16 protein-coding genes are annotated in these 17,055 nt (G+C 50.5%); all 16 read right to left on the bottom strand.

The annotated features are described in order from the left end of the window. Window positions 1–70 precede the first annotated feature (70 nt). Window positions 71–826, bottom strand: a complete 756-nt coding sequence (gene sigF, locus NST96_RS12060; RefSeq protein WP_003387187.1) for an RNA polymerase sporulation sigma factor SigF — start codon at window positions 824–826, stop codon at window positions 71–73. A gap of 11 nt (window positions 827–837) precedes the next feature. Next, a complete protein-coding gene (gene spoIIAB, locus NST96_RS12055) occupies window positions 838–1,287 on the bottom strand; it encodes an anti-sigma F factor (protein WP_003387188.1) in 450 nt (149 codons plus the stop codon). Further along, on the bottom strand, window positions 1,287–1,637 hold the full coding sequence (gene spoIIAA / locus NST96_RS12050; protein ID WP_003387189.1) for an anti-sigma F factor antagonist: 351 nt from the start codon (window positions 1,635–1,637) through the stop codon (window positions 1,287–1,289). The genes spoIIAB and spoIIAA overlap by 1 nt, the downstream gene beginning before the upstream one ends. 148 nt (window positions 1,638–1,785) lie before the next feature. Next, a complete protein-coding gene (locus tag NST96_RS12045) occupies window positions 1,786–2,973 on the bottom strand; it encodes a D-alanyl-D-alanine carboxypeptidase family protein (RefSeq protein WP_342406451.1) in 1,188 nt (395 codons plus the stop codon). Window positions 2,974–3,229: 256 nt separating this feature from the next. Next, complete coding sequence (locus tag NST96_RS12040; RefSeq protein WP_342406449.1) at window positions 3,230–5,296, bottom strand: methyl-accepting chemotaxis protein; 2,067 nt, start codon at window positions 5,294–5,296, stop codon at window positions 3,230–3,232. 171 nt (window positions 5,297–5,467) lie between these two features. After that, entirely contained in the window at window positions 5,468–6,427 is a 960-nt protein-coding gene (locus tag NST96_RS12035; RefSeq protein WP_003387192.1) for an oligopeptide/dipeptide ABC transporter ATP-binding protein, read from the bottom strand. 17 nt (window positions 6,428–6,444) lie between these two features. Further along, window positions 6,445–7,443: an ABC transporter ATP-binding protein gene (locus NST96_RS12030; RefSeq protein ID WP_003387193.1), complete on the bottom strand. Its 999-nt coding sequence runs from the start codon at window positions 7,441–7,443 to the stop codon at window positions 6,445–6,447. A gap of 14 nt (window positions 7,444–7,457) precedes the next feature. Next, a complete protein-coding gene (locus NST96_RS12025) occupies window positions 7,458–8,372 on the bottom strand; it encodes an ABC transporter permease (protein ID WP_003387194.1) in 915 nt (304 codons plus the stop codon). 6 nt (window positions 8,373–8,378) lie between these two features. Continuing rightward, entirely contained in the window at window positions 8,379–9,311 is a 933-nt protein-coding gene (locus NST96_RS12020; protein WP_003387195.1) for an ABC transporter permease, read from the bottom strand. A 254-nt stretch (window positions 9,312–9,565) separates the two neighbouring features. Continuing rightward, entirely contained in the window at window positions 9,566–11,224 is a 1,659-nt protein-coding gene (locus NST96_RS12015) for a peptide ABC transporter substrate-binding protein (protein ID WP_003387196.1), read from the bottom strand. Window positions 11,225–11,346: 122 nt separating this feature from the next. After that, entirely contained in the window at window positions 11,347–11,814 is a 468-nt protein-coding gene (locus NST96_RS12010; protein ID WP_003387197.1) for an Lrp/AsnC family transcriptional regulator, read from the bottom strand. A 434-nt stretch (window positions 11,815–12,248) separates the two neighbouring features. Beyond that, window positions 12,249–13,556 carry a pyrimidine-nucleoside phosphorylase gene (locus NST96_RS12005; RefSeq protein WP_003387198.1) on the bottom strand — a complete coding sequence of 436 codons (1,308 nt, stop codon included), beginning with the start codon at window positions 13,554–13,556 and terminating at the stop codon, window positions 12,249–12,251. 93 nt (window positions 13,557–13,649) lie between these two features. Further along, window positions 13,650–14,459, bottom strand: coding sequence for a purine-nucleoside phosphorylase (locus tag NST96_RS12000; RefSeq protein ID WP_122958414.1), 810 nt, complete (start codon window positions 14,457–14,459; stop codon window positions 13,650–13,652). A 52-nt stretch (window positions 14,460–14,511) separates the two neighbouring features. Beyond that, a complete protein-coding gene (gene deoB, locus NST96_RS11995) occupies window positions 14,512–15,687 on the bottom strand; it encodes a phosphopentomutase (protein ID WP_342406441.1) in 1,176 nt (391 codons plus the stop codon). Window positions 15,688–15,773: 86 nt separating this feature from the next. Continuing rightward, window positions 15,774–16,661, bottom strand: a complete 888-nt coding sequence (gene xerD / locus NST96_RS11990; protein ID WP_003387201.1) for a site-specific tyrosine recombinase XerD — start codon at window positions 16,659–16,661, stop codon at window positions 15,774–15,776. Between the two features lie 87 nt (window positions 16,662–16,748). Continuing rightward, window positions 16,749–16,988: a DUF4227 family protein gene (locus NST96_RS11985; protein ID WP_003387205.1), complete on the bottom strand. Its 240-nt coding sequence runs from the start codon at window positions 16,986–16,988 to the stop codon at window positions 16,749–16,751. Window positions 16,989–17,055 lie beyond the last annotated feature (67 nt).

Below are 17,055 nucleotides of genomic sequence, written 5' to 3'. Positions count from 1 at the left end.
TCAAAGACTATGTCCTGCTAGTATGTGCGTGTGGACAAAAGCCATGCACATAAGAAAAGACCAGGCTGAGCTAATGCTCAATCTGGTCTTTGATCGTTTGCAGGATTCGCTTTTCCAACCGGGACACCTGGACCTGAGATATACCCAGCCGCTCAGCCACCTCTGATTGGGTCTGATCCTTGTAATAGCGCAAGTAGACAATCAGCTGTTCTCTTTCTGTCAAACGGCTGATCGCATCCTTCAGCGCGATTTTTTCAAACCATTTGTTGACACTTTCATCTGCGATCTGGTCAATCAGTGTAATCGGATCGCCATCATTTTCAAATACAGTTTCATGGATCGACGAAGGGGCCCTGCTTGCCTCCTGGGCAAACACCACTTCCTCCGGTGTAATTCCTACCGCTTCCGCCACTTCAGAGATCGTAGGAGCCCGTCCGAACTGCTTGTACAGCTCGTCTTTCGCCCGCCTTACCCTGTTTGCGGTTTCCTTTAGCGACCTGCTTACTTTTACAGTGCCGTCGTCCCGCAAAAAGCGCTGTATCTCACCGATGATCATGGGAACGGCATACGTGGAGAACTTCACATCGTAATTCAGGTCGAACTTGTCCACGGCTTTCAAAAGTCCGATACACCCGATCTGAAACAGGTCGTCGGCTTCATAACCACGATTGATGAAACGCTGAACAACTGACCAGACAAGCCGAATATTGCTGTTTACAAGCAGCTCTCGCGCTTGTGCATCCCCATCCTGGCTCTGGGCAATCAGTTCTTTTACTTGGTCGTTGGTAAGAAACGGCTGACTGGCGTTTTTAATATCGGCACCCATAGGCACTACTCCTAATTCTGTAATGCTTTGGCAAAGGAAAGGCGTTTTGTCAGGCGGACAGTCGTCCCTTTCCCGACAGCAGTTGCCACTTCAAGCGAGTCCATAAAATTTTCCATAATCGTAAAGCCCATTCCCGAACGCTCCAGCTCGGGCTTGCTGGTGAACAGCGGCTGCATTGCCTGGTCGACGTCCTCGATTCCCTTGCCTTCATCCTCCACTACCAATTCCACGACACCCTCATCGATGCTGACCGAGATGCGGACAACACCATCCGGGTTTTCGTCGTACCCGTGGATGATGGAATTGGTCACTGCTTCCGAAACAACGGTCTTGATCTCTTCCAGTTCCTCAACCGAGATGTCAAGCTGAGAGATGAACGAGGCAACCGCGACACGGGCGAACGCTTCATTCTGACTTACGGCAGCAAACGCCACGCTCATAAAATTGCGTTTGGCCATCATTACGCCACCCCCAATACGTGCAGTGCTTCCGCTTCGTTCTCGCGAAACTTGATCACCTTAAACAGCCCGGACATCTCGAAAATCCGGTAGATGGTTGGATTGATCGAGCACACCACCATTTCACCGGAGCGAGCCGAAATCTGCTTGTACCGCCCCAGGATGACTCCAATGCCGGAGCTGTCCATAAATGAGAGCTCTGCCAGGCTGAGCACGATATGGCGAATAGACGATTGGCGCAAAAGGTCGTCTACTTTCCCGCGCAATTCCTCTGCTGTATGATGGTCCAGTTCTCCTTGCAAACGGACAACCAAGACGTCCTGTTTTGTTTCCATGATGATGCGTAGACTCATGGCTGAAACACTCCTTCATCCCGTAGTACACTCTCATTTCTTCTCTCTCTGTTCCATTTCCTGCCAGCCGACAAAAGAACAAAAAAATCGAGCGGCCACATGGTACAATTCGAGGCAACTCGATTCTTTTCGCGTTCTCGCTGTCAGGTTAATAGCTAATCAATACGTTTCTCGTTGTCCGCTTGAGAATCTCCCACATGCCTGCTTTGTCGACCGTTTGTTCCGGGAACAGGTCGATCCGGTTTACTTCCTTGCCGTCTTTCGTGCGGATAAAAATATGTCCGATCACTTGGTTCTTATCGAGCGGAGCGCTGATGTCAGACTGCAACACGACTTCGCGGTCATATTGGTCGGCAGACTCCCCGCGCTTCATCAACAGGCTGACAGCGTGCGGCGTGACCGCGTTAACCGTTGGCTGTCTTCCTTTGTCCACGCTCAAGCCTTGCACAACCTCCCCTTTTTTGTACAAGGGAGCTACCTGATAATGAGCAAAAGCGTAATTGAACAGTGTCGACACTTCGGCGTTTCTCGTTTTTGTATCGGGCTCGCCCATAACGACGGCAATGACCCTCATGTTATTTCGTTTGGCCGTAGCCGTCAAACAGTATTTGGCTTCGCTTGTATAGCCTGTTTTCAGACCATCTACGCCTTCATAAAAGCGAACGAGCCGGTTCGTATTCACCAACCAGAACGGGTTGGACGTTTCTTTTCGCAAATAGTCCTGATAAATTCCTGTATATTTGGTAATCGCTTCATGTTTCAAAAGTTCGCGGGACATAATTGCAATGTCCAATGCGGAGGAGACATGCTCCGGTGCAGGCAACCCGTTGGAATTGACGAAATGCGTTTGCTTCATTCCAAGCTGCTTGGCCCGCTCATTCATTTTGGCTACGAACGCTTCTTCCGTTCCCGCCAAATGCTCGGCCATTGCGACGGAAGCGTCATTCCCCGAGGCAATCGCGATCCCCTTGATCATGTCTTCTACCGTCATTTCCTCGCCAGGCTGGAGAAAAATCTGCGAACCACCCATGGATGCAGCTCGTTCGCTCGTACGAATCTTGTCCGTCAGCTTGATTTCTCCGCGCTCCAGCGCTTCCATGATCAATAGAAGCGTCATGACCTTGGTAATACTAGCAGGAGGCAGCTTTTCGCTTGCGTTTTTTTCGAACAAGACGGTTCCCGTATCCGCTTCCATCAATATGGCGGAGGTTGCATGCGGTGCAAAATTCATCTGTCCGTCTTTCGCCGGCGTGTTTTCCTTGGCTGCCGTCGCTATCGGAGAAAAGAACGCAACGCACAAGATGAAGCATAAGCTCAGATACAGACTCCTTTTCATAGCAAACTCTTCCCTCCATTCATGGTTCTATTCTCACCAAACAGAAAGGAAAATATTCACAGAAAAAAACGGGGTTTTCGCACTCTGAAAAATATGATTGAGAGAAAATCGTGCCGAACCGGGGCAGCTACTTCTCAAAAACAAAACTGCCTTTGTTCGATTAAAAGCTGCCTTGTTAGATTAAAACTGCCTCCGTAAGCAGCAAAAAAACTCCCTCCGAATTGACAACAGAGGGAGTTTCACGTGTTTTACCCATCTAGATCTTAAACTTGCTTACATTTTCCGACAAATCATCCGCAAGCTTTTTCAATTCTTCTACATTTTCACTGATTCGCGCAATGGACTGCAGCTGTTCGTCGACAGTCGCCACAACGCCGCTCAGTGATTGATTGATTTCATCCGATACTTCGGAAAGACGCTGCATCGAGCTTGTGACAACCTGATTGCCTGCTGCCATCTCCTCAGAAGCGGCAGACATGGATTCGCTCTGCTCTGCAGCAGATTGAATATCGGATACGATATGCTGGAAGGCCGTACCTACGGTCTCGACGGACTGGAGACCGGTGCTGACCATGGCGACGATCTCATCCATATGCTTGCTCATATCCATGGCTTCGTCGTTGATCGAGTGCGCGATCGACGCGATCCGCTCAGAAAAGGAGCTGCTCTCCTCTGCCAATTTCCTCACTTCGGTGGCGACAACAGAGAAGCCTCTGCCGGCCTCGCCCGCTCTCGCAGCTTCAATTGCCGCATTTAAGGCAAGCAGGTTCGTCTGGGAGGCGATGCTGCTGATCATCTCGACAATGCTTGTGATCTGTCTGGCCCGCTCTCGCAATCCATGCATTTGCTGGGCCGTACGCTCTACTTCACCATTTGCTTGTCTGACGGTAGAGATGACGTTTTCGACCAGCTTCATGCCGTCCTGGGCTCGCTCAAAAGTGCGACTCGTCGCCCTGGTCGTCGATTCTGCCGCAATCGCCACCTGCTCGACGCCTTGGGAAATTTCTGAAACGGTCGTGGCAGCGGAAAGCACCTCTTTTGTCTGCTGCGAAACTCTCTCGGAAATCGAAGAGATATTCTCCGTAATAAAATGAATGGAGCCGGTGTTTTCCTGAGCCGATTGATTCAGCTCTTCCGCCGCGATGTTCAGGCGATTCGCTTGTCCCTGGACAAGGGATACGAGCTTTCTGAGCTCGCCCGCCATTTCGTTCATCTTGTGCCCGACCATGGCAATCTCGTCTTTTCCTTTTACCTGCACCTGCACGTCAAAACGGCCGGACCCGATTTTCTCCATGTCTTGCGCGATCGCCAGGAGCGATTTGCGAATCCGCTGTGCAAACCACCAGATGGAAAAGGCGGCCACAGCGATGATGGGAATACTGATCAGCCCGAATGTAATTCCCATGCCATTCAACTCGCCGTAAACCTCCGAGGAAGCTGTCGTCAGGACAAGCGCCCAGCCCAGCGAGGCGATGGGAGCGACGGCTGCAAACGAATCCACGCCATCCGCTTCATATTCCAGACTCTGGCTTGTGCCGTTTTGCACCAATGCAAGCAATTCTGTATAATCTCTGTTTTCTGCCAGCGACAGCTTGTTGTTTTGCGCCGAGTCCTTGTGGGCAACGACCAACCCATCCTTGCGAACGACGTACGCATAGCCGTTTTGCATGAATGGAATTTCTTCTGCCTTTTTTACGATTGGGTCGATCTGAAAACCAACCACGAGAAGGCGGGAGGTGTCTTTATTCTTCTCCCCTACCGGAGTAGCCAAGTAAATGAAGCTTCTTTCCGTCCCAAGTACGACTTCCTCATCAGAAAAAACAGGTCCCCCAGAAGAGAGCGCATTTTGCACATATTGCTTCTGCTTGAAGTCGATCTCATTTTTGCCGGTCAACGAATACAACGATTTGCCTGTGCCGGGATCAACCAAATATATTTTTGAGACCTCTTTATGGCTTTGACGCAAGAGCCGGAACTGTTCCATAATAAGCGGCTCCAGATCCGTGGTCATGACCCTTTTGGCCGCTGTCTCCAGAGACGAGCTTTTCAGGTCATCGATCCAGTCTTCCATGCTTTCGGCATACTGCTCCGCCAGCATTTTCGCCTGGTTGGAAGTAATGTCAATCAACGTGCTTTTGGAAAAAGAAAGTGCTATGTATTGCAATGCACCAATGATCACGATAACAAGAATAATTCCAAAGGTAATCATTTTTTTGGCCATGGAACCCTGCAGTTGCTTGTTGAGACTGCCAACCACGTCAGCCAGCTTTTGCGGTGCTGACAGATTTTTTGGGCGAAAACGCGGCAATCGGAATTTCCGCATGGTAACTACCCCCTTCTCTCTTTTGACGTCCTGAATACTCAGATGGAAAAATGAAAAGAGGCCCCGGACGCAAAGAATGGGGCGATTCCCCCATCCATTCGCGGAGGCCACAGTATCTCGCATGATGGAAAGACAGGATTCCCCATATGGTGGAAATCCTGTCGCTGTAATCTAGTTGTACAAATGGCAGGCAGCGAAATGACCAGGCTCTACTTCTTTCCATACGGGCTCAGCTGCAGCACATTCGGGCATTGCTTTCGGGCAACGCGTGCGGAAGTGGCAACCGCTCGGAGGATTCATCGGACTTGGAACATCGCCTTGCAGAACGATGCGCTCACGCTGGCGCTCTACCTCTGGATCAGGAATCGGGATAGCAGACAGAAGCGCTTGTGTATATGGGTGAAGCGGCTTTTCATACAGCTTGTCACTCTCTGCAAGCTCTACCATTTTTCCGAGGTACATAACTGCTACACGGTCGGAAATGTATTTAACCATCGACAAATCGTGGGCAATAAACATGTAGGTAAGGCCCATTTTTTCCTGCAGCTGCTCCAGGAGGTTTACGACCTGCGCTTGTACGGAAACGTCGAGGGCAGAGATCGGTTCGTCACAAACGATGAACTTGGGCTCTACCGCCAGTGCACGGGCAATACCAATCCGCTGGCGTTGACCACCGGAAAACTCATGCGGAAAGCGGTTCATATGCTCCGGGTTCAAGCTGACCAGCGAAAGCAGCTCCTGGATACGCTCTTTGCGCTTTTGTCCGGCGGCAAGACCGTGGATATCCAGAGCTTCTCCGATAATATCCCCGACTGTCATCCGCGGGTTCAAGGAAGCATACGGGTCCTGGAAGATCATCTGCATGTTGCGGCGCATGGCTTTCATCTCTTGGTTGTTCAGCTTCATGATGCTTTTGCCTTCAAACAAGACGTCCCCTGCGGTAGCATCATACAAGCGGAGAATGGTCCGCCCGGCTGTCGATTTTCCGCAGCCGGACTCGCCTACCACACCGAGAGTTTCCCCACGCTTGATCTCGAACGAAATGTCGTTCACGGCTTTCAACGTATTGTCGCCGATTTTAAAGAATTTTTTCAGGTTGCGAACTTCTAACAATGTATCACGATTATCCACTTGTCTTCTCCCCCCTCTTACGATCCTGCGCGATTCTGTGCCAACGGGTGCTGGAGCCAGCAAGCAGCCCGCTGTGTCGAGCTAATGTCATTCAGTTCAGGATCGTACTCCTGGCAGACGCGCATCGCTGATTCACAACGCGCGGTAAAGCCGCATCCAACCGGCGGACGAAGCAGATCCGGCGGCGTACCAAAGATCGGAGTGAGCGGTTCGTCGCGGTTCAGGTCCAGTCGAGGTACCGAGCGCAGCAGGCCTTTTGTGTAAGGGTGCTGCGGGTTGTAGAAGATATCGTCTACGGTACCGGTCTCGATTACCTTGCCTGCGTACATAACGATGACGCGATCGCACATTTCAGCCACGACGCCAAGGTCATGCGTAATCAGGATAATCGACGTATTCATTTTCTTTTGCAGCTCTTTCATCAGATCCAGAATTTGCGCCTGAATCGTCACGTCGAGCGCTGTTGTCGGCTCGTCAGCGATCAGAAGCTGCGGAGAGCAAGCCAGCGCGATCGCAATCATCGCACGCTGGCGCATCCCGCCGGAGAATTCGTGCGGATATTGATCGACACGTTTTTCCGGTTGCGGAATTCCTACCAACGTCAGCAGTTCGATGGCACGATTGCGGGCATCGGAACGCGACATGTTCTGGTGCTTGATCAAACCCTCCATGATCTGGTTGCCGATCGTTAAAGTCGGGTTCAATGAAGTCATCGGGTCCTGGAAAATCATCCCGATGTCTTTACCGCGGATAGATTCCATTTCCTTGTTTGATTTATTGACAAGGTTGACTCCGTTAAAGAGAATTTCGCCTTTTTTGATCTCGCCTGGCGGCATCGGGATAAGCTTCATCAAGGTTTGGGCGGTTACAGACTTGCCGCAGCCGGACTCCCCTACGATCGCAACAGCTTCTCCGCGCTTCACGTGAAAATTGACGCCGCGTACAGCTTTGACTTCCCCCGCATAGGTATGGAAGGAGACGTGCAGGTCTTTTACTTCGAGAATGCGTTCTTCCATGACTGTGATCCCTCCTATTTCCGCAAGCGTGGGTCTACGGCGTCACGCAGACCGTCGCCAAGCAAGTTAAATGCCAACATCGTTATCGAGATGAACAGAGCCGGGAACATCAAGCGCCACGGGTAGTATTTCATCGCCGACAAACCTTCGTTGGACATCGTTCCCCAAGATGCTACCGGAGCGGATACCCCAAGACCGATAAAGGAGAGGAACGACTCGGCAAAAATGGCAGATGGAACAGTCAAGCTGAGCGTTACGATGATCGGGCCCAAAGCGTTCGGGATCAAGTGTTTGAAGATCAGACGGTTGTTGTCAGCACCGAGAGAGCGGGCTGCCAATACAAACTCCTGCGCTTTCAACTGGAGAATCTGACCGCGGACGATCCGCGCCATCCCAATCCAGCCCGTTATCGTTAAGGCGATAATAATCGTCCCGACCCCGGGCTCTAAGACGACCATGAGCAAAATAACCACCAGAAGATAAGGAATCGCATACAGAATATCGGCAATACGCATCATGATTTCATCGACTTTACCGCCGTAGAAACCAGCAAGACCGCCCCAAATTACGCCGATGATCAGGTCGATAAACGCTGCGGCGAAGCCTACTTCCAAAGAAATGCGTGCCCCGTACCATACGCGGACGAAGACGTCGCGACCCAGGTCATCGGTACCAAACCAGTGTTCAGCAGAAGGTTTTTTGTTCTTACCTGCCAAATCAGTCGTAAAATAGTCATTGGAGCTAAGGATCGGAATCAGGATCGCACAAGCGACCAAAATCAAGATAAAGACAAGGGACGCCATCGCTACCTTGTTCATTTTCAATCGGCGCCATACGTCCGCCCAGAAGGAAAGGCTCGGGCGCTTAATGGATTCTGCCTGGCGAAGGTCGACAGAAATCGGCTCAAAATGCTCTTTCGTCAGTTGCATGTATCATTACTCCCTTCCTGCATCGCTTAGCTTGATCCGCGGGTCAACCAGCGTATAAGCGATATCAACCAGCAAAATTCCTACAACCAGAATGATCGCATAGAACACCGTGGTCCCCATAATAACGGTGTAGTCACGGTTTGTAATCGAGATAACGAACTCGCGACCCAAACCAGGGATACCGAAGATTCGCTCGATTACGAATGCACCGGTGAGGATGTTTGCAAGCAGCGGCCCGAGATAAGTAATAACAGGCAGAAGAGCGTTGCGAATAGCGTGTTTGACAGTAATCGTCACTGTATTCAAGCCTTTGGCTTTAGCCGTTTTGATGTAGTCTTGCCCGAGAACCTCCAGCATGTTGGAACGAGTCAGACGGGCGATGAAAGCGATCGGCATCGCGGCGAGAGCCAAGGAAGGCAGTACGGTATATTCAAAACCTTCCCACTTTGCAATGGGAAAGATGCCCCATTTGATTGCAAAGAAATATTGATAAAATGATGCCAAAATAAATCCAGGGACGGACAGGCCGAGAACGGCGATAAGCATGGCTGAGTAGTCCTGCCATTTATTGTGCTTGAGCGCTGCGACAACGCCTAGCGTGATCCCTCCGAAGATCGCGAGCAGCAAGGCCTGTGCTCCTAAATGGGCGGATACGGGGAAGCCCCGGCTGATCATGTCATTTACTGTGGAAGACTTCTCAACAAAGGATGGGCCCAAATCCCACGTAATGACACCTTTCAGATAGTCCAGATACTGCTCGTGGAGCGGCAGGTTCAGTTTGTACTTTGCTTCCAGAGCTGCCTTGATTTCATCTGGTACGTTCTTTTCGGAAGTGAATGGACCGCCCGGCACCGCTTTCATAATGAAGAAGGTGGCCGTTACGATCAAGAAAAGCGAAAGAATCATGAAGATGATACGCTTACCAAGATAACGGATCAACAAACTTACCCCCTTACAATTTTTTTGCTTTCACGTCCCATCTTTACACTGCAGCATTCTGGATCCAGTGCAAAAATCGACTGTGTAAATAATTCCCCGTTGTTCGAATCTCTTGCGGATTTCTCTCTCTTTTTCTGTTGGCTATGCGCCATCTTTATATATATCGGAACGGTCGGCATAAGATAAGGTATATGGACGACCATATACCCTATCTCTGCAAACCGATTTCCTTTATGCCAATGCGGAAAACAAAATTACTCTACCGAAGCCCATTTCCAGTCGACATCGCCCAGACCGCCGATAACGACGCCTTTGACGTTTTCCTTTTGCACCCAGGAGTTTGTATAGAAGTAGATCGGCATGATCGGCATTTCATCCATGAGGATTTGCTCCGCTTCTGCCAGAATCTTCTTGCGTGCTTCCGGATCGCTTTCCGTGTTGGATTTGATCAACAGTTCCTTGTACTTTGGATGCTCCCAACGCGTGTCGTTGTTTCCGCCATCCTTGTCTCTGTACAGCTCGAGGAAGTTGATAGGGTCGTTAAAGTCACCCAGCCATCCCATACGGCCAACCTGGAAGTTTCCTTGGTGCATGTCTTCGAGGTAGACTTTCCATTCTTTGTTTTCCAGCTTCACTTCTACGCCGAGATTTTTCTTCCACTGGTCTTGAATCGCCGCAGCGATTTTTTGGTGGGCCTCAGACGTATTGTAGGACAGGGTGATTGGCGGAAGCTTGGAAATGCCGAGCTCCTTCATGCCTTCTTCCAACAGCTTTTTCGCTGTTTCAACATCATTGTCCTTGAAGTAGCCATCAGGTTTCAGCGCCATGGACGGCGGGACTGCACCTGTGGCAGGAATTTGGCCAGTTTGCAGGATATTGTCAATCAGGGACTGACGATCGATAGCATACGCGAACGCCTTGCGAATTTTCACATTATTAAACGGCGGTTTTTCTACGTTGAATTTATACCAGTACGTACCCGCGATTGGCTGAGTCGTAATTTTGTTCTGCTCTTTCAGAGCCGGGATGGCATCCGTCGGCAATGCGCTTGTCGGAGCACCAGCCCAATCGATTTCGCCGTTTTCAAACATGGACAGCTCGGTGTTCTCGTCTTCTACCATGGCAAACTCGATGCGATCAAGTTTTACAGAATCTTTGTCCCAGTAATTTTCGTTTTTGACGAGCACTAGCTTGCTCTTATGCTCCCAGCTCTCCATCTTGAAGGGACCGTTGCCCAAGTGAGTCTTTGCTTCCCCTGCCCACTTCGGATTGGATTCAAGGAGGGCTTTGTTAACAGGGAAATAGGTTGGGAATGCAGTCAGCTCCAGGAAGAATGGAGTCGGGTTTTCCAGTTTTACTTCCAATGTTTTGTCGTCAAGTGCTTTCACACCGACTTCGTCGCGGCTTGCTTTGCCTTTGTTGTAGGCTTCACCATTCTTTACATAGTATAGCTGATAAGCGTAGTTGGATGCCGTATTTGGATCCAAAGCGCGTTTCCATGCGTATTCGAAGTCATGTGCCGTCAACGGTTCACCGTTTGCCCATTTGGTATCACGCAGCTTGAACGTATACGTCAACATGTCCTCGGAAAGCTCGTAGCTTTCAGCCACAGACGGCTGCGGCTTGTTATCCGGACCGATGCGGGTGAGACCGTCAAAGGTAGCGCGGATAATCGCGGCAGATGTCGTATCTTCGGAGAGTCCCGGATCTGCCGTTGGTGGTTCCGAATGGAGATTCAGTTTCAGCACTTGTGGCTTTTTCTCCGCAGGCGCCGCTGCTGGCTGTTGGGTCTGGCCTGTGTTCTCAGCCGGCTTCTGTTCTGTGGTAGTAGCCTGTTGGCCTCCACCGCAACCAGCCAATGCTGTACCGAGAACGGCAACGGAACTGACAAGAGCAAATACGCTTTTTTTCAACGCAATAACCCCCAATGTCATTGTCTTTTTTGTCTGTTTCTTTTTTTGTATGTTTTCAGAAAATTAGGAAAGAAAAAACCGTTTTTTCCCTCTTTGTTACCGGCGCTTACCAACCCCTTTCCTTATATGGCCACATCTTCATCACGAACGAACGAGAAGGAATCTTTATATTGTTTTAGCTCCAGCGACACATCCGCCGCCAGAATTCCTTCACATTGTGAGAGACGTTCGTTGACAAAGGTGATCAATTCTTCATTATTATGGAAACACGCTTGAATGATCAAGTCGTGCTTACCGCTGAATGCACCTACAAAGCGTACCTCCGGAAATTTGCTCAGTTCCTCAGCGACGCTGTTTTGCAGCCCGAGCTTGGTGGTCAATCCGATGATCGCCTGTACATGTAAGCCCAGCTTTTCTGGGTCAGGGTGAATAACAAACTGAAACACTCCATCTTGTAACAGGCGTGTAATCCGTGAACGGATGGTCCCTTCGCTCAAGCCAAGTTGATGAGCAATATCGGTGTATGCTCGTCTGCCGTCTTCTTGTAAAATTTGCAAGATCTGCATATCAACATGGTCTAGCTTTTTCATAAATACGATTTTTTAAGAACCTCCATTGGTTTTTTACGAAATTCGCAAAAATCTTTTACAATTTGCCTGTCACTTTAAACATAATCCGAAATGATAGCGGTGTCAACGAAATTTGACAAGTAGAATTATAAAAAATTATAAAGTGAATCCGAACAATAAATAATTTTTTAACATTTCACACTTACTATCTTTTACTCTATTGAACCGCAATTCAGTTGATTAATCAATAAAAATTTATCGAGAAAGACGTATTTTTTATCGAATGCTAGCATATTTATTTCCGAACGATGCCTTTTTTCGAGGCCTGCTCTTCGAAATGCGCATAAACCAGTGTCTTCACTCGATTTTCCAAAGTTTAGGAAAGCGTTTTCAGCAAATCTCCTGGAGAACAAACGCCGGACATTTCGTCCGACGTTATTTGTTTTACAGGAAACCTATTCGGTTATGATTTTGTAAATTAATGGTTGATCGATCAATGACTCGCTATCATAAGTATATGCGCCTTTCAACTCTTCTACCGCTTGCTTGAGCAATATCTCGTCATTGGCATGTACGGTAGCCAGTACATCGCCCTTGCGCACTTGATCGCCCCGCTTCTTGGCCAGCACGATGCCGACAGCCAGATCAATCGGCATTTCCTTGGTCAGTCTGCCCGCCCCCAACACTACCGACGCATGCCCGACTGTCTCCGCATCAATTGCAGAGATATAACCGTCCTGGCTCGCTTTCACCTCGGCTGTCAAAGACGCCTTGGGCAGTCGGTCAGGGTTGTATACATCCTCTTTGTTACCACCCTGGGCCTCGATCATCTGGGCGAGCTTTTCCACGGCTTTCCCGCTGTCCATAATCTCTTCCAGGCGCTTTCGGCCCTCTTCGACGTCTGCCACGAGCTCGCCGAGTACGAGCATATGCGCTCCGATCGCAAGCGCCAGCTCGGTCAAATCCTTCGGTCCTCTTCCAGCGAGTGTGTCAATCGCTTCTTTGACCTCTAATGCGTTGCCCACAGCAAAGCCGAGAGGTTGATTCATATCACTGATGACTGCGACCGTCCTTCTTCCTACCTGCGTGCCGATTTGGACCATGGCTGATGCAAGCGTTTCCGCCTGTTCCAGCGTCTTCATGAAAGCGCCTTTGCCGACCTTTACGTCCAGCAGGATCGCATCGGCCCCGGCCGCTATTTTTTTGGACATGATGGAGCTCGCGATCAGCGGAACCGCTTCTACCGTTGCGGTCACGTCCCGCAAGGCATATAGCTTCTTGTCTGCCGGGGTCAGATTCCCCGATTGGCCGATCACCGATACGCCGATTTCCCGTACTTGCTGCAAAAATTGTTCTCTCGTCCGTTCCACCTGGAAGCCGGCAAACGACTCCAGCTTGTCAATCGTCCCTCCGGAGTGCCCCAGGCCTCGTCCTGACATTTTGGCAACGGGAATCCCGGCCGCGGCAACGAGAGGAGCCACAACAAGCGTCGTTTTATCACCAACGCCGCCTGTACTGTGCTTGTCAACTTTGATTCCTTTCAGAGAGGACAAATCAAGCTGCTCGCCCGAACCCGCCATAGCCAGCGTCAGGTCGCCCGTTTCACGCGGAGTCATGCCGCGCAGCAGGACTGCCATCGCCCAAGCGGACATCTGATAATCCGGAATGCTTCCGTCTGTATAACCGCTAACCAGGAATTGAATTTCCTCGCTGGAAAGCTCCAGGCCATCTCTTTTTTTCGCAATGATATCGACCATGCGCATGATTATTCACCTCGTAGACAGTCTTTCCCCAAGCCCAGGGAGCAACAGGAAAGAAGGGTATGAAGCATGAACATACCCTCCTTTCCACCGCTCTTACAGCTTTGCGACAATGCCGTTAATCAGCGACAGGAACTGCGCTTTCACTTTTTCCGTCGTTTCCATGACTTCCTCGTGAGACAGCGGTTGCTCCAGAATTCCGGCAGCCATGTTGCTGATGCAGGAGATGCCGAGAACGTTCATTTTCATGTGTTTCGCCACAATCACTTCCGGTACTGTCGACATTCCGACCGCATCTCCGCCGAGAATGCGCAGCATGCGGATTTCTGCCGGAGTCTCGTAGGATGGGCCGAGCAGTCCGACATAGACCCCTTCCTGAAGCTCGATGCCTTGCTCGGCAGCTACCTCTTTTGCCAATCCGCGCAGCGCCTTCGAATACGCCTCTGACATATCCGGGAAGCGCGCTCCCAATTGCTCGTCGTTTGGTCCGATGAGCGGGTTGCGGAACGTCATATTGATATGATCGGCAATCAGCATCAGGTTTCCGGGCTGGTAGTTTTCATTAATGCCCCCTGCGGCATTCGTAACAATAATCGTTTCAACACCGAGCATTTTCATGACGCGGATCGGGAAGACGACCGCATCAAGCCCGTGTCCCTCGTAGTAATGGAAGCGGCCCTGCATCGCGACCACTTGTTTGCCCTGCAGCTTGCCGATGACAAGCTGGCCTTTGTGTCCGACGACGGTAGAAACCGTGAAGCCAGGAATCTCATGATACGGAATGATCACCGGATTTTCGATCTCGTCTGCCAGTACGCCCAGACCAGACCCGAGAACAAGCCCAATGGTAGGCTTCTCGCTCAGCTTTGGTTCGATGTAGCGGATTGCGTCTTGATATGTTGTCATCTGTCAAACTCCTCTCATACTATCGAAATGATTGCGTATTGCATGCCCGCATTTACAGTTTGGAAAGAAAGCTTTCCCCAATGGCTGGCGGCTGGACGCCAAAATTGTCCGCGATGGTTGCGCCGATGTCGGCAAATGTGCTGCGAATGCCCAAATGGCTGCCTGTGGCTATCCCTTTGTGGTAAACGAGCAGCGGAACGTATTCGCGCGTATGGTCGGTTCCGTGATGAACCGGATCATTTCCGTGATCGGCAGTGATGATCAGCAGATCTTCCTCCCCCAGGGAAGAGATAAGCTCAGGGATGCGTGCGTCAAATTCCATCAGCGCCTTGCCATACCCTTCCGGATCGCGGCGATGTCCGAATTTCGCATCGAAGTCGACCAGGTTTACGAAGCTGAGGCCGGTAAACGACTCTTTCATCGTACCCAGCAATTGATCGACCCCATCCATATTGTCCTTGGTCCGAATCGCTTTCGTAACCCCTTCATCTGCGTAAATATCACTGATTTTACCGATCGCAATAGAAGCCAGTCCCGCATCCTGGAGCCGGTTCATCACTGTCGGCGCGAACGGCTTAACGGAGTAATCATGCCGATTGGCTGTACGGACAAAGGAGCCGGGCTGGCCTACGAACGGGCGGGCGATGACGCGGGTGACGGCAAACTCGTCACGCAAAGTCAGCTCCCGGGCAACCTGACAGATGCGATACAATTCTTCCAGCGGGACCACTTCCTCGTGGGCTGCCACCTGGAACACACTGTCCGCAGAAGTGTAGACAATGACGTTGCCAGTCCGCATATGCTCTTCGCCCAGCTCATCGAGAATGTCTGTGCCGGAAGCGACCTTGTTGCCCAGCACCTTGCGTCCGATCCTCTCTTCGAACTCGTGGATCAGCTCGGTCGGAAAACCATCCGGGTATGTGCGGAACGGTGTGGATACGTGCAGACCCATAATTTCCCAATGCCCTGTCGTTGTGTCCTTTCCGATAGAAACTTCATTCATTTTCCCATAATGGGCTTTTGGCTGCTGCGCAGCAGGGACATTGGCCAAAGGAGCGATATTCCCCAGGCCCAGTGCTTGCAAATGCGGAAGAGCAAAGCCTTCTACTCGTTCGGCAATATGGCCGAGCGTATGGGCACCCTCGTCTTGAAAACGGGGGGCGTCAGGCAATTCGCCGATCCCGACGCTGTCCATCACAATCAAGAAAACACGAGAAAAACGTGGCAAAAAAACCGCCTCCTACAAGTAAGTATGAAGAATGCACCCAGGTGTAAGGATAGTCGTCAGACGTCTGACGAGGAAAAAAAGAGAGACTATGCTCTCGGGTGGGTTTTTGCGTAAATATCCTTAATCCGGGTTCTGGTCACGTGCGTGTAAATCTGGGTCGTAGAAATGTCTGCATGGCCGAGCATTTCCTGCACGGAACGGAGATCTGCACCGTTCTCGAGCAGATGCGTGGCAAAGGAATGGCGCAGGGTATGCGGAGTAATTTCTGCTCTGACATTTGCTTTTTGCGCATATCGCTTAATAATTTTCCAAAAGCCCTGCCTGGTAATCTGCTTGCCCACATGGTTCAGGAACAGCGCAGTCTCCCCCTGCTCTTTTACAAGCCGGGGCCGCCCTGCCTGCAAATAATGCCGTACCATTTGAATGGCGACCGAACCGAGCGGGATGATGCGTTCCTTTGACCCTTTGCCCATGCATTTGACAAACCCCATCTCCAGATTCACATCCAAGACGCTGAGATTCACCAATTCCGACACGCGGATGCCTGTCGCGTACAGAAGCTCCAGCATCGCTTTGTCGCGTAGACCTGCGGGATGATTCATGGGCGGGCTGTCGAGCAGACGCTCCACCTCTTCCACCGATAATACCTTGGGCAGCCTTTTTTCAATTTTGGGCGTTTCCAAATGAATCGACGGGTCTTTGTCGATAAACTTGTCGCGTACGAGAAATTGATAAAAGGCCCGTATCGAAGCCATATTACGGGAAAGTGTCGCCGTAGCCCTGCCTTTTTCCTGCAAACTCATCAAATACCCGATGATCTGTGTCCGGGTAGAGTCTTCTATCCGGGTGATTCCCTGCTCCCGCAGATAGTTGGTATAGGCAACCATATCCCGTTGATATGATTCCAGTGTATTTGGTGAAAGCCCCTTTTCGACGGAAAGAAAATGGATAAAATGATCAATCAGCATGTCCATGAAGTTGTCCCCTTCAGGTGAAAAGTATCTCGTATTGCTTTCCACACGAAAAGGAAAAGTCCTCTTTTTTGGAGGAAAAATGCCCCTCTATTCCCCTGTCAGATAGAACAGCTGCAGCCTCGCCATATATCCGTCCAAATCCTTTGGAGCAGATGTATTGACGAGCTTCACGACTTTTACCGCATTGCCGTTTGGCTCCCGGTATTGGTTCCCGGACCACAGTTTATCGGTAAGCAGAGAGATAATCCCGTACGAAATCAATGTGCAGGTGACAAACAGGAGAAAAAAGCGCAAGATCTCCATGAATCGTCGAACCGGTATTCGCATGTGCCGACTTCCTCCCTGTTATCGTTCCTTCCATATATATGCGCCATTGAAAAATCCATTCAGCCCG

The sequence above is a fragment of the Brevibacillus sp. FSL K6-2834 genome (assembly GCF_038592925.1).
GTDB lineage: Bacteria > Bacillota > Bacilli > Brevibacillales > Brevibacillaceae > Brevibacillus > Brevibacillus borstelensis.
This window is presented reverse-complemented; position numbering and strand designations above follow the sequence as displayed.